The 13,357-nt window shown below is 68.1% G+C and carries 9 protein-coding genes; 3 read left to right on the top strand and 6 right to left on the bottom strand.

Translation table 11 applies throughout. The features are described from left to right. Window positions 1-31: 31 nt before the first annotated feature. Entirely contained in the window at window positions 32-358 is a 327-nt protein-coding gene (hspQ, locus tag ATO6_RS00865; RefSeq protein ID WP_088622066.1) for a heat shock protein HspQ, read from the bottom strand. A gap of 82 nt (window positions 359-440) precedes the next feature. On the opposite strand from hspQ, the gene ATO6_RS00860 reads away from it, so the two are divergent. Both ATO6_RS00860 and ATO6_RS00855 read left to right on the top strand, forming a co-directional pair. Then, on the top strand, window positions 441-1,322 hold the full coding sequence (locus ATO6_RS00860) for an AEC family transporter (protein WP_088622065.1): 882 nt from the start codon (window positions 441-443) through the stop codon (window positions 1,320-1,322). Between the two features lie 110 nt (window positions 1,323-1,432). Beyond that, the gene (locus tag ATO6_RS00855) at window positions 1,433-2,017 is read left to right on the top strand and encodes a transglycosylase SLT domain-containing protein (RefSeq protein ID WP_088622064.1); all 585 of its coding nucleotides are present in this window, start codon (window positions 1,433-1,435) and stop codon (window positions 2,015-2,017) included. A gap of 36 nt (window positions 2,018-2,053) precedes the next feature. Here the strand turns inward: ATO6_RS00855 and ATO6_RS00850 are convergent, their stop codons facing one another. From ATO6_RS00850 to ATO6_RS00835, 4 genes are all read right to left on the bottom strand, one after another. Beyond that, window positions 2,054-2,662: an outer membrane lipoprotein carrier protein LolA gene (locus ATO6_RS00850; RefSeq protein WP_088622063.1), complete on the bottom strand. Its 609-nt coding sequence runs from the start codon at window positions 2,660-2,662 to the stop codon at window positions 2,054-2,056. 189 nt (window positions 2,663-2,851) lie between these two features. Then, window positions 2,852-6,145 carry a DNA translocase FtsK gene (locus ATO6_RS00845; RefSeq protein WP_088622062.1) on the bottom strand — a complete coding sequence of 1,098 codons (3,294 nt, stop codon included), beginning with the start codon at window positions 6,143-6,145 and terminating at the stop codon, window positions 2,852-2,854. A gap of 12 nt (window positions 6,146-6,157) precedes the next feature. After that, complete coding sequence (locus ATO6_RS00840) at window positions 6,158-7,342, bottom strand: aminotransferase class I/II-fold pyridoxal phosphate-dependent enzyme (protein ID WP_088622061.1); 1,185 nt, start codon at window positions 7,340-7,342, stop codon at window positions 6,158-6,160. A 108-nt stretch (window positions 7,343-7,450) separates the two neighbouring features. Beyond that, the gene (locus ATO6_RS00835; RefSeq protein ID WP_088623349.1) at window positions 7,451-8,779 is read right to left on the bottom strand and encodes an amidase; all 1,329 of its coding nucleotides are present in this window, start codon (window positions 8,777-8,779) and stop codon (window positions 7,451-7,453) included. 97 nt (window positions 8,780-8,876) lie between these two features. Here ATO6_RS00835 and ATO6_RS00830 point away from each other — a divergent pair, with 97 nt between their 5' ends. Next, window positions 8,877-10,091 carry a UbiH/UbiF/VisC/COQ6 family ubiquinone biosynthesis hydroxylase gene (locus ATO6_RS00830; protein ID WP_088622060.1) on the top strand — a complete coding sequence of 405 codons (1,215 nt, stop codon included), beginning with the start codon at window positions 8,877-8,879 and terminating at the stop codon, window positions 10,089-10,091. Here the strand turns inward: ATO6_RS00830 and ATO6_RS00825 are convergent, their stop codons facing one another. Continuing rightward, window positions 10,092-13,352 (bottom strand): carboxyl transferase domain-containing protein, encoded by a 3,261-nt coding sequence (locus ATO6_RS00825; protein WP_254919038.1) that lies wholly within the window; start codon window positions 13,350-13,352, stop codon window positions 10,092-10,094. Window positions 13,353-13,357: the final 5 nt, after the last annotated feature.

Genomic DNA, 13,357 nt, shown 5'->3' with positions numbered 1-13,357 from the left:
GTCCGGCCTGCCGTCAGGGTGGGCCGGGCGCTCAGTTCAGCTGGAAATGCAGGGGATAGTGCCCGTCTGTGAACGGCCCGAAAAGGTCGGGAATATCAGGATGATCCACCGGTTCGCCCGAATAGTCCTCCACCAGGTTCTGTTCCGAGACATAGGCCACGTAGTAGCTCTGATCGTTCTCGGCCAGCAGGTGGTAGAACGGCTGCTCCTTGGACGGTCTGCTGTCCTCGGGAATCGCCGCGTACCATTCGTCAGTGTTGTTGAATTCCGGGTCGACGTCAAAAATCACGCCGCGGAACGGATGTTTCCGGTGGCGTACCACCTGACCCAAGTGATATTTCGCGCGTGCTTTTAACATGTCTTCAGCCCCTTAACGACACTACTAGCGCCAAACCGCGGGGCTTGTCCAATTTCCCTTCAGATTTAAGGAGAAACAGTCTGTGAACCTCGCTTTTACAGTGCTTCAGATCGTTGCGCCGGTGTTTATTCTGGCAGGCGTGGGCTTTGCATGGGTGAAAGCAGGCTTCGAATACCGCGTGGACTTCGTCACGCGGCTGGCGATGACCCTGTCGGTGCCCTGCCTGATCTTCACCGCGCTGATGAAGACCTCGATCGACCCGCAGGCGCTGGCGGCCCTGTCTTTGGCTGCTGTGGCGGCCTATGCGGCCCTGACGGTTGCGGCCGCCGTGCTGGTCAAGCTGGCCGGCCTCGACTTCCGCAGCTACCTCGCGCCGCTGATCTTCGGCAACACCGGCAACATCGGCCTGCCATTGGCGCTCTTCGCCTTCGGCGAGACGGGGCTGTCCTATGCCGTGGTGGTTTTCGCCGTCATGGCGATCTGGTCCTTCACCTTCGGCATCTGGGTGGTCTCCGGCGGCGGCTCCGTGACCCGTGCGCTGCGCGAGCCACTGCTCTGGGCCACGGTGCTGGGCGGGCTGTTCCTGTGGCAGGGCTGGCATACACCGCGCTGGGTGACCAACACGCTGGAGCTGACGGGCCAGATGGCGATCCCGCTGATGCTCATCACCCTCGGCGTCGCGGTTGCGCGGCTGCATCCCGGACGGCTGGTACAGGCGATGGGGCTGTCGCTGGTCAAGGTCGCGCTCTGTGTGGGCGTGGCCTGGATCTTCGGCCGTGCATTCGGGCTGGATGACACCGCCTTCGCGGTTCTTGTCGTCCAGATCGCCACGCCGGTCGCCGTCACCTCCTACCTGCTGGCCGAGAAATACGGCGCCGACTCCGGCGCGGTGGCCGGTCTGGTCGTGGCCTCGACGCTGGCTTCGGTGATCTACCTGCCGCTGATCCTCGCCGCGGTCCTGTAGCCTCTGACGCGGGCGCCACATCGCCGCCACAGCCTTCGAAATCGTGATTTCGCTTTGCCCGCGTTACCGTTACAATGCCCGAAAAAAGCAGAGCAGTTGGCGAGGGGCAGATGGGCAGAAGTCTCCGTGCCGCAATGATCCTATTTCTTGTGGCCTCCTGCGGCGGTGGCAACTACACGGCGCCGCGCGATCTGGAAAACGCCTGCAGCATCGTGCAGGAGCGTCCGAAATACATGCGCGCCTTCAGGGCGGCCGAGCGGCGTTATGGCGTCCGGCCGGAGGTGCTGATGGCGATGATCCATCAGGAAAGCAAATTCATCGGCAACGCCAAGACACCGCATCAGTATGCGCTCGGGGTGATCCCGATGGGGCGCCAGTCTTCGGCCTATGGCTACAGCCAGGCGCTGGACGGCACCTGGGACGAATACCGGGAAGAGAGCGGCAACCGCCGGGCCAAGCGCGACGACATCCGCGACGCGACAGATTTCATGGGCTGGTACATGACCCGCAGTCAGGAGCGGCTGGGGATCCCGATCAACGACGTCCGCAACCAGTACCTCGCCTATCACGACGGCCCCACCGGTTACGCCCGCGGCACCTACAAGGGCAAGCCCTGGCTGCTGGCGGTCGCGGACCGGATGGAAGCGCGCGCCATCACCTACGGCCTGCAACTCCGCTCATGTGGCCGCGCCTGACGCGACCCACATGGTGCTGAGGCTTGCGAGACCGGCTTAGCGCCGGTCCGCGCGCAGACGCGACTTCTCGCCCTCGATGCTGAACTTGTTGTTCGCGATGCCGACACCCGTGCGCAACTCGCCGAGGATGACGGTGGTCAGCGAGCCGGAGTCGTCCTGAATCACCCACTGGCGCAGCTCGACCGGGCTGCCGGTGAACACCATCTGGATGTTGCCGTATTCCGGATGCGCCGGATCCTGCGCGGTCACGGTCGTCGTCTTGCCGTCCGAGGCATGCCCGGTCACCATCCGCGCGCGGCCCAGATCGACGTTCTGTGCCAGGATGATCGACAGCGGCGTGTGGTCCAGCGGATAGGTCTCCGGCCCGGTGTTCGAATTGCCGTCAAAGATCGCGACCGCCCCGGCATCCGCCAGCACAAGCGTCTTTTCCGGCGGATCGTATTCGAACCGCACGTTGCCCGGCCGCTTGATGTAAAGCGTGCCCGTCGAAATGGACCCGTCCCCGTTCACCTGCGTGAACTTGGCCTGCGCGGTCTTCATCGCGTTCAGATAGGACGAAATCTGACCGAGTGGCAGCTTCTCCGCCTGCGCGGGCAGGGCCAGCGCAAACGCGATCACGGGGGCAAGAGCGAGTTTTTTCCACATGAGCCAAAGATAATCCTTACTGCCTTCACACACCAGCGCCCAACTTTCACGAACGCGACAAGGTTCCCCTGCTTCTTCTGGTCTCAAATACTTCGGGGGGTGAATTGCGTTTGCCTGCAAACGCAAGAGGGGGGCAGCGCCCCCCTCCTTGGTCGGTCGGGCGCAGCCCGGCCGAAATCTTCGCCGGGCTTACTGCTCCGGCACGAGGATCTCGCGTTTGCCGACGTGGTTCGCCGGGCTGACCAGCCCTTCCTCCTCCATCTGCTCCACGAGGCGCGCCGCCTTGTTGTAGCCGATCCCCAGCTTCCGCTGGATGTAGGAGGTGGAGCACTTGCGGTCCTTGATGACCACCGCCACCGCCTGATCGTAGAGCGCGTCCTCGCCGTTCGTGTTGCCGCCGAGCCCCAGCACGAGGTCGATGTCGCTCTCCGCATCCTCGTCCGGCCCCTCGACCACGCCCGAATGGTAATCGGGCGGTCCGTAGGCCTTGAGGTGGTTCACGATCTCCTCGACCTCCTCGTCGCTGACGAAGGGCCCGTGACAGCGCTGGATCTTCGCCCCGCCCGCCATGTAGAGCATGTCGCCCTGGCCGAGCAGCTGTTCCGCGCCCATCTCGCCGAGGATCGTGCGGCTGTCGATCTTGGAGGTCACCTGGAAGGAAATCCGGGTGGGGAAGTTCGCCTTGATCGTGCCGGTGATGACGTCCACGGACGGGCGCTGTGTCGCCATGATCAGGTGGATGCCCGACGCCCGCGCCATCTGCGCCAGACGCTGGATGCAGGCCTCGATCTCTTTCCCCGCGACCATCATCAGGTCGGCCATCTCGTCGACGATGACGACGATGTAGGGCATCTTCTCGGGCACCGTTTCCTCGGTCTCGAACACCGGCTCGCCGGTCTCGTCGTCGAACCCGGTCTGCACCGTGCGCTTGAAGGTCTCGCCCTTGGCCAGCGCATCCGCCACGCGGCCGTTGTAGCCGTCGATGTTGCGGACGCCCATCTTGGACATCTTGCGGTAGCGGTCCTCCATCTCGCCCACGGTCCACTTGAGCGCGACGACGGCCTTCTTGGGATCGGTGACGACCGGCGACAGCAGGTGCGGGATGCCATCATAGACGCTGAGTTCCAGCATCTTGGGGTCGATCATGATCAGTCGGCAGTCCTCGGGCGTCAGGCGATAGAGCAGCGACAGGATCATCGTGTTGATCGCCACGGACTTGCCCGACCCGGTGGTCCCCGCGATCAGCAGGTGGGGCATCTTGGCGAGGTTCGCGACGACCGACCCGCCGCCGATGTCCTTGCCGAGCGCCAGCGGCAGCTTCATGTGGCTGTCGCCGAATTCGCGCGCCGCGAGGATCTCGCGCAGCACCACCATCTCGCGGTTGTCGTTGGGCAGTTCGATCCCGATGACCGAACGGCCCGGCACCGTCGACACGCGGGCTGACAGCGCCGACATCGACCGTGCGATATCGTCGGCCAGCCCGATGACGCGGCTGGCCTTGAGGCCCGGCGCGGGTTCCAGTTCGTACATGGTGACGACGGGGCCGGGGCGGACGCTGACGATCTCGCCCTTCACGCCGTAGTCGTCCAGCACGGATTCCAGCATCCGGGCGTTCTCTTCCAGCGCCTCGTCGCTCAGGTGGTGACGCTTGATGCCCGAGGGGTCCATCAGCAGGTTCAGCGGCGGCAGTTCGTACTGCACCGCCGGCTCCTCGAACTTCAGCTGCGGCTGTGCCTCGGCCTTGGCGCGGGTGGAGGGGGCAGGGGCTTTGCGCATGGCGGGCTGCACGACGCGACGCGCCGGTTCCGCGTGGGGCAGGGGGGCCTGCATCACCGGGGCAGGGGCCTCGGCCATCGGCATATCCTCTGCCTCGTGGCCGTAGTCCGCCTCGTCATATGCCTCGTCACCGGCGGCATAGTAGACGTCCTCTTCCACCAGTTCCGGCTCGGCGACCGGTGCAGGTGCCGGTGCCGCAACACGGGGCTGCGGCGCGACAGCGGCCTGCGCGGACGTCACGGGCGGCTCGGCGCGGTGGCCGAGGATCAGCGGATCCGGACCACGGCCGCGGCCGCGGGTGACCGGCTGATGCGTCGGTGCGGACAGGCGCGACGAGGTGCGGGCGCGCTGGCGCACGGCATCGGCGATCTTGGCCTTGATCCGATCGTCGACCGGCAGCCCGGATGCATCGTTCAGGTCGTCGTCCACCGCCACGAAGCCCGCGGGCATCTGGGATTTCTCGGGGCGCCGGATCATCGCGGGCAGGCGGCTCAGGAAACCGGGCTTGGGCGCGGACTCCTCGAATTCGTCCTCCTCCACGACCTCCTCGTAGGCGGTGACGCGGGTGACGCCGCCGAGGCGGGGGCCGGGCTGCGCGGGAGTGGGGCGGCGGTGCATCGGAGGCTCGGCGGGAACCGCCTGCGGCTCGGGCGCGCGGCGCGGCGCGGCGAGGACCGGGGCGGGCTGGCGCGCGGGCGCGACGGGGGCAGCCGCAGCGCGCTGGTCGGCCTGATAGGCCTCCCACGCCTCGACGTCGGCGGTGTCGTCGACGTCATAGGCGTAGGGCTCGTCGTAGGAGGTGTCATGCCCCCCTGCGCGGCGGACGATGCCGGTCAGGCGCTCGCGGATCGTCGGGGCCGGCGCAGGCGCGGCGTATTCGGGTTCCGGGGCATAGCGGGCGGCCTCGGCGGCGGCAGCCTCGGCTTCGGCGGCGGCGAAAGCGGCGGCTTCGGCCCGCTCGGCGCGACGCACGGCGCGATCGGCTGAGGCTTCGCGATGCCGCTGGTGCAGAACCTGGCCGGTCCTGTGCGCGGCAATGGCGGCGGCCCAGCTCATCTTCGCGCCCTGACCCATGAGCTTGCGGATACCCACGTAGGCCATGATGACGGCATAGACGACGAGGCGCAGCGCCAGACGGCCCTCGCGCGGGGTCGCGCCCAGCACGTAGAGCCCGAGCAGGGCGACGGCGAGCCCGGTGACCAGCGACAGCGCCTTGAGCCCGGCGGAGGCATCCAGCGGCGAAACACCGAGCATCGTGCCCAGCACCGTGTCACCGAAGAGCCCGCCCAGGCCGAAGGAATGGCTCCAGTCGCTGCCGGGAACGAGGGAGGCGGCAAAGACGGAGAGCAGGACGATCCAGATCGGCGCGAACACCAGGCGCGACAGCGCGTTGTCCGTGCCGCGGTGCAGGCCCAGACGCAGACCCCAGACGAGGGCGAGGATGGCGAAGCCCCAGCCCCCCAGACCGAGGATCATGAAGAACGGCGCAGACAGGCCCGCGCCGACACGGCCCAGCAGGTTCTGCACGGGTCCGTCGGTTACCGAGAGCCAGGAGGGATCGTCGGGCGAATATGTCGCGAAGGCCAGCGTTGCGACCACGCCTGCCGCGAACAGTAGCACCCCGACCAGTTCCTTGCCGCGCTTTTCGATCGCAGCCTGCATGTCACTGTCGAACAACGGATCGCCGCCCCGCGTCTGAAATGCCATCTCGAATTTCCCTCAATTGTAGAGACAGTTGCGCAGGCGCTGCAGCGCCCCGACCATCTCGTCTTTTGGGGCCACCATGGCGACCCGGATGTAGTTCTTGCCGGGGTTTTCCCCGTTCACGTCCTGCCCGAGATACGTGCCGGGCAGCACCCGCACGCCCGTCTCGGTCCACAGTTTAAGCGCGGCCTGCTCGCTGTCCTCGACCGGCAGCCACAGGAAAAAGCCTCCGGCGGGGCCCTGGTAGCCCGGCACGCCGTTCATGACCTCGTCGGCCGCGGCATATTTTTCCGCGTAAAGAAGGCGATTTTGTGTCACGTGGTCTTCGTCCGACCACGCCCGCTCGGCCACCTTCTGCAGCGGCAGGGGCATCGGCGCACCGGCGTAGGAGCGCAGGCGGCGGATGTGCTTGATGTTCTCGGGGCCCGAGGCAATGAAGCCGCCGCGCAGGCCCGGAAGGTTCGACCGTTTCGACAGCGACTGGAACAGCACCATGCGTTCGGGATCGGTGCCCGCGGCCTCGGCCGCCGTCAGCGCGCCCATGGGGGCTGTGTCGCCGCGGTAGATCTCGGAATAGCACTCGTCCGAGAAGACGCGGAAGTCGTGTTTCTCGGCCAGCGCCAGCAGGTCCCTCCAATAGCCCGCATCGGCCACCGCGCCCTGCGGGTTGCCGGGCGAACAGATGTAGGCCGCGACCGCGCGGTCCAGCACCTCGGGCGGCAGCGCGCCGTAATCGGGCAGGAAGCCGTTCTGTCGCGTGGCGGGCACGAACACCGGCTCGGCCCCGACCGAGATCGCTGCGATCATGTAGACTTGGTAGAACGGGTTGGGGATCAGGACGACCGGCCGCTTGCCGCGCTTCGTTTCCGGCAACAGCGCCATTGCGACGTTGTAGAGCCCTTCGCGCGTGCCGTTCAGCGCCATCGCCCGGTCCGCGCCCTCGAACGGGACACCGTAGCGGCGGCTGATCCATGCGCCGATGGCGTCCAGCAGTTCGGGCGTGCCGTCGTTGGGGGGATAGACGCCGAATCCGTCAACATTCTCGGCCAGCACCTGCGAGACCCAGTCGGGAAAGGGGTGTTTCGGTTCCCCGATCGTCATGTTCACGACGGGCCCGCCCGCCGGATGCGGGTCAAGGAGCGCGCGAAGACGCGGGAACGCATATGCCGGTAGGTTCGCGAACCGTTCGGGGTAAATCATGCACTGCCTCTGGGTCGGGGTCGTTGATCGCCCCGTTATGCCGAAAAGTAGTGCCGTGCAGTAGTTTCGTCCAGTTCTCTAATGTGGCCGACGGGGCACTTGTGGCATTTAGGACAAAGCCTTTTCCGCGGCTTTTCCGAGGCGCAGAAGTCGTTCCTCCTGCCCCGGCGGGCACATGATCATGATGCCGCAGGACGGCACGCCGGTCGGCAGCGTCAGCGCGCAGAGGCCGAGCGTATTGCCGATCCGCGTGTTCCTGAGCGCCAGCAGGTTCTCGGCCACGTAGTAATCGTGGTCCGACATCATCCGTTCGGCATCGGGGGGCAGAATCGGCGAGGTGGGCAGGATCACGGCGTCATAGGGCGCGGTCCGCTCGGCCCACTGGCGGCGCAGCACCTCCAGCCGCTGCCAGCCCGCCACGTAGTCGGCGGCGGTGAAGGTCTTGCCCACGCGGAACCGGTTCAGGATCTCGCTGAACATGACGTCCGGCTGCGCCTCGATCTCGTCCTTCCACGTGCCGTAGGCCTCGGCGGTCAGCAGCATGCCCGACAGCGTGTTCGCTTCGGCCGGTTCGGGCGCGTCGATGGGGTCGACGATCGCGCCCCCGCGCTGCAGCCGCTCGCGGGCCGAGTTGAAACCGTCGCGGGGCGCGTCGCGGATGTCGTCATGCGCGAGCGACATGAGCGAGGCAAAGCGCACGCCCTCCAGCGTCGCGCCGGGCAGGTCGGCGGGCTTGGTCCCCTCCATCGCGGCGAGTGACAGCGCGCAGTCCTCGACCGTCCGGCAGAGCGGGCCGACCGTGTCGAACTTGACCGCCAGAGGCACGACACCGTCCAGCGACAGCCGCCCCGACGTGGTCTTGAGCCCCACGAGGTCGTTCCAGCCCGACGGCAGGCGCACCGATCCGCCCGTGTCGCTGCCGATCCCCGCCGCCGCCAGTCCGAAGGCCACCGACGCCGCCGCGCCCGAGGACGAGCCGCCGGGCACCCCCTTGGGATCGTTGACGTTCGGCGGCGTGGCGGTGACCGGGTTCAGCCCGATGCCCGAGAAGGCCAGTTCCGACATATGCGTCTTGCCCAGGCAGACGGTCCCCATGTTCGTCGAGGTCGCCAGCACCCGCGCGTCCGTGTCCGGCACCCGGCCCTTGAGCAGGGCGGTCCCCGCCTCTGTCGCCACGCCGGCGCTGTCGAACAGGTCCTTCCACGAGATCGGCACCCCGTCGAGCGCCGAGCGGCGCAGGCCCAGTTTCGCCCGATCGGCGGCTGCCTTGGCCTCGGCCCGCGCGCGGTCATGGGTGACGGTGCTGTAGATGCGGTCGCGGTCGGGATGGGCGTCGATGGCCGACAGGTAGGTTTCCGTCAGCGCGACCGGGTCGATATCGCCTGCGGCGATCCCGCGTCCAAGGTCGCCCGCACTCATCCACAGCCACTTGTCCATCCGCATCCCTCCGGCGATTTCGACGTGACGGTAGCGGCAGGCGGGCGCATGGACAATCCCGTCCGGGGGCGCATATTGCCGGGGAACGGAGGCCCGCATGGACGACAACAGCGACATCCTGATCGTGGGCGGTGGCCTGAACGGCCCCGCGCTGGCGCTTGGCCTCGCACAGGCCGGGTTCGGCGTGACTGTGATCGACGCACTGCCCGCCGCGACACGGGGCGAGGCGGAGTTCGACGGCCGCGCCTATGCGCTGGCGCTGGCCTCGGTCCGGCTGCTGCGCGCCATCGGCGTCTGGCAGGCGGTCGGCGACAAGTCTCAGCCGATGCTGGAAATCCGGGTGTCCGACGGCCACGCCGGACAGGGCGGCGGGTTCTTCGGCCTCGACTTCGACCATGCCGAGATCGAGGAAGGCCCGATGGGCCACATGCTCGAGGACCGGTTCCTGCGGGGCGCATTCCTCGACGCGATGGCGGCCGAGCCAAGGATCACTCAGGTTTCGGGCGAACAGGTCGTGGCGCAGGCGGCCGACGCCACCGGGATCACGCTGACGCTCGCCTCGGGGCGGATGCTGCGCGGCAAGGTGGTCGTGGGGTGCGACGGACGGCAAAGCGGCACCGCACTGCGGGCCGGGATCAAGCGGACGGGCTGGGCCTATGGCCAGACCGCGCTGGTCTGCGCCATCGCGCATGAACGGCCGCACAACGGCGTCGCGCATCAGTTCTTCATGCCGCCGGGGCCGCTGGCGATCCTGCCGCTGCCGGGCAACCGCTCCTCCATCGTCTGGAGCGAGACGGAGGAGATGGCGCGGACCTTCATGGGCCTGTCTGATGCCGATTTCGTCACCGCCCTGCGCCCGCGCTTCGGCGATTTCCTCGGTGAGATATCGCTGGAGGGGAAGCGTTTCGCCTATCCGCTGAACCTGACCGTCGCGAATGCCTTCGTCGCGGACAGGCTGGCGCTGGTCGGTGATGCGGCGCACGGGATGCACCCGATCGCGGGGCAGGGGCTGAACGCCGGGCTGCGCGACATCGGGGCGCTGGTGCAGGTGCTGAAAGAGGCCGCCCGGCGGGGCGAGGACATCGGCGCGGCGGACGTTCTGGCGCGCTACCAGGAATGGCGGCGGTTCGACACGGCCAGTCTTGCCATGGCGACGGACCTGACCAATCGTCTGTTTTCCAAAGACAATCCCCTGCTGCGCCTCGGCCGTGACATCGGCATGGGCGTGATCGGCAGCCTGCCCCGCCTGCGCCGCGGTTTCATCCGCGAGGCTGCGGGGCTGACCGGCGATCTGCCCGAGCTGATGCGCTGATCACCAGCTGTCGACGAAGCGACCGGTGCCCCCGGTCGGCGGCGCGGCGGTGATCGCGTTGACGATCCAGCGCCGGGTCTCCATCGGGTCGATGACCGCGTCCAGTTCGATCGCGGCGGCGTAGTTCACCGCCTTGCCGATATCGTAGAAGTTCGCCAGCAGCTTGTCGAAGAGCGCCTGTTTCTCGGCCGGGTCCTCGACCGCCGCCAGTTCCTTGCGGAATCCGAGGTGCACCGCGCCCTCCAGCCCCATGCCGCCGAACTCGCCCGTGGGCCAAGTGACCGTCAAAGCGCTTTCCTTGAACCCGCCGCCGATCATCGCCATCGCGCCGAGGCCGTAGCCCTTTCGTAGCACGATCCCGATCAGCGGCACCGAGACCTGCGCGCCGACGACGAACATCCGGCAGACGTGACGGACGAGCGAGGTCTTCTCCGCCTCCGGCCCCACCATGAACCCCGGCGTGTCGCAGAGCGAGATCACCGGCAGCCCGTGCGAGTCGCACAGTTGCAGGAACCGTGCCGCCTTGTCGCCCGCATCCGCGTCGATGGCCCCGCCGAGGTGCTTGGGGTTGTTCGCGATCAGGCCATAGGGCCGCCCCTCGATCCGCACGAGGCAGGTGACCATGCCGGGCCCCCAGCCCTGCCGCAGTTCCAGCACGGAGCCTTCGTCGCAGAGCTTGTGGATGACGTCGCGCACCTCGTAGGACCGCAGGCGGTTTTCCGGGATCGCGCGGCGCAACAGGCGCTGGTCGGGGGCGGTCCAGTCGGTGACAGGTCCTTGGAAATACGAGATATATTGCTTGGCCGCCGCGCAGGCCTCGGCCTCGTCCTTCACGCGGATGTCGACGTTGCCGTTGCCCCATTGCACGTCGATCGGGCCGACCTCCTCGGGGGTATAGACGCCAAGGCCGCCGCCCTCGATCATCGCGGGACCGGCCATGCCGATGTTGCTGTCCTCGGTCGCGATGATGACGTCGCAGCAGCCCAGCAGGGCCGCGTTGCCCGCGAAACAGCGCCCGGAGACGACGCCGACGACCGGGACCTTGCCCGACAGCGCGGCGAAGTGGCGGAACGACGGGCCGTCGAGGCCCGCCACGTTCACGCGATCGGTGTCACCCGGCCGTCCGCCGCCGCCCTCGGCGAAGAACACCAGCGGCAGCTTGTGGCGACCGGCGACGTTCAGGATGCGGTCCAGCTTGCGGTGATGGCGTTGGCCCTGCGTGCCCGCCAGCACGGTGTAGTCGCCGATGGCCAGCGCGACGCGCCCGCCCTCGGGGCCGAAAAGCCCGGCGTTGATCGTGGCGGTGCCGGTCAGCAGGCCGTCGCCGGAGGTGTTCGCCTCCAGATCCTCGCGGGTGCGCCGTTTGGACTGCGCGGCGATGGCCAGTTCGCCGTATTCGTTGAAGCTGCCTTCGTCGATCAGGTCCGCGATGTTCTCGCGCGCGGTGCGCTGGCCCAGCTTGTGGCGCTTGGCGACCTTGTCGGGCCGGGCGGCGTCCTGACCCTTGGCCTTGTGGTCGAGGAGTTCCTGCAGGTCGGGGCGGACAGCATCCAGATCCACGGTCTCCTCGGCCTCTGTCGTGGCCGCGTCGACCTCGCCCGGCGCGATGGACAGGATCGGCGCGCCCTCCATCAGCGTCTCGCCCGCCTTTGCCAGCACCGCGCCGACGCGGCCAGAAACGGGGGATTCGATGGTGTGCTCCATCTTCATCGCTTCGAGCACGGCAACGACGGTGCCCTTGGCGACCGAGTCGCCCGGTTCGACATTCAGCGAGATCACGGTCGCCTGCATGGGGGCGGGGACGGCGGTTTCGCCCTCGGGGACCTTGGCCCCGGTCTGTTCAGCGGTGCCTGCCTGATCGACGCCAAAGGTCGCGACCGGCAGGGCGACGGCGGCTTCGGCGAGGTCCTTGGCATGCGCCTCGATGAACCGGGTCGAGACGTTGTAGCCGGGCAGTTCGGCGCGGCCCAGCAGGGCGCGGAGCCAGCTGGCGTTCGTCTCCAGCCCCGCGATGCGGAATTCCGAAAGCGCGCGGGATGTCTTGGCGATGGTCGAGGCGAAGTCCGGCCCCTGCACGATCACCTTGGCCAGAAGAGAGTCGTAGGCGGCGGAGGTCGTGTAGCCCGCGTAGGCGAACCCGTCGACGCGCACGCCCGGCCCGGCGGGCGGATCGTAGGCGCTGATCTTGCCGCCGGACGGGCGGATGTCGCCCTTGGCGTTCATCCGCTCCATGTTCACCCGCGCCTGGATCGCGTAGCCGCGCGGGGCGACGTCGATGGCGAGCTCCGCGAGCGTCGCGCCCGAGGCGATGCGCAGTTGCTGCGCGACGAGGTCGATGCCATGCACCGCCTCGGTGATCGTGTGCTCGACCTGGATGCGGGGATTGGCCTCGATGAAGAAGACCTCGCCGGTCGCACGGTCCAGCAGGAATTCGAAGGTGCCGAGGCTGCGGTAATCGCCTGCCCGCGCCATCGTTTCGGCATGGGAGAGGAGCGCAGAGCGGGTTTCGGGGGCAAGGTCGGGGGCGGGGGCGATCTCCAGCACCTTCTGATGGCGGCGCTGCAGGGTGCAGTCGCGTTCGCCCAGCGTCATCACGCCGCCCGCGCCGTCGCCCAGCACCTGCACCTCGATATGGCGGGCGGTTTCCACGAACCGCTCCACGTAGACCTCGGCGGATCCGAAGGCCGCCTCGGCCTCGCGCGCCGCCGCGGCCACCGATGCCTCGATCTCGGACGCGTCACGGACCAGCCGCATCCCGCGCCCGCCTCCGCCCGCGACGGCCTTGACGATCATTGCGGCACCGCCCGGCAGCGTGTCCCAGAACGCCGCCGCGCCCGCCGCGTCCACAGGATCGGCCGTGCCCGGCAGGACCGGCACACCGCATTCGTCGGCCAGTTTCCGCGCCGCGACCTTGTCGCCGTAGAGCGACAGCGACTCCGGCGTCGGCCCCACGAACCGCATCCCCGCCGCCTCGGCCGCCGCCGCGAAAGCGGCGTTCTCGGACAGGAAGCCGTAGCCCGGATGCATCGCGTCGCAGCCCGACCGCTGGCCCGCCGCGACCACCTCGGCCACGTCGAGATAGGCGCGCGCGCCCCGGCCCGGCAGCAGTTCCGCCATGTCGGCGCGGATGACGTGCAGCGAGGCGGCGTCGTCCTCGGGATGCACGGCGACCGTTTCCACCCCCATGTCTGCAGCGGTGCGGGCGATGCGCAGGGCGATCTCGCCCCGGTTGGCGATCAGCAGTCTCTTGATCGGGCTCACGGTCT

Origin of the sequence: Oceanicola sp. 22II-s10i, assembly GCF_002210105.1 — a bacterium.
GTDB lineage: Bacteria > Pseudomonadota > Alphaproteobacteria > Rhodobacterales > Rhodobacteraceae > Pseudooceanicola.
This window is presented reverse-complemented; position numbering and strand designations above follow the sequence as displayed.

Excerpts from the sequence above, each read along its gene's own strand:
- hspQ (WP_088622066.1), bottom strand. The coding sequence starts at position 358 with ATGTTAAAAGCACGCGCGAAATATCACTTGGGTCAGGTGGTACGCCAC.
- ATO6_RS00855 (WP_088622064.1), top strand. The coding sequence starts at position 1,433 with ATGGGCAGAAGTCTCCGTGCCGCAATGATCCTATTTCTTGTGGCCTCC.
- ATO6_RS00850 (WP_088622063.1), bottom strand. The coding sequence starts at position 2,662 with ATGTGGAAAAAACTCGCTCTTGCCCCCGTGATCGCGTTTGCGCTGGCC.
- ATO6_RS00845 (WP_088622062.1), bottom strand. The coding sequence starts at position 6,145 with ATGGCATTTCAGACGCGGGGCGGCGATCCGTTGTTCGACAGTGACATG.
- ATO6_RS00840 (WP_088622061.1), bottom strand. The coding sequence starts at position 7,342 with ATGATTTACCCCGAACGGTTCGCGAACCTACCGGCATATGCGTTCCCG.
- ATO6_RS00835 (WP_088623349.1), bottom strand. The coding sequence starts at position 8,779 with ATGGACAAGTGGCTGTGGATGAGTGCGGGCGACCTTGGACGCGGGATC.
- ATO6_RS00830 (WP_088622060.1), top strand. The coding sequence starts at position 8,877 with ATGGACGACAACAGCGACATCCTGATCGTGGGCGGTGGCCTGAACGGC.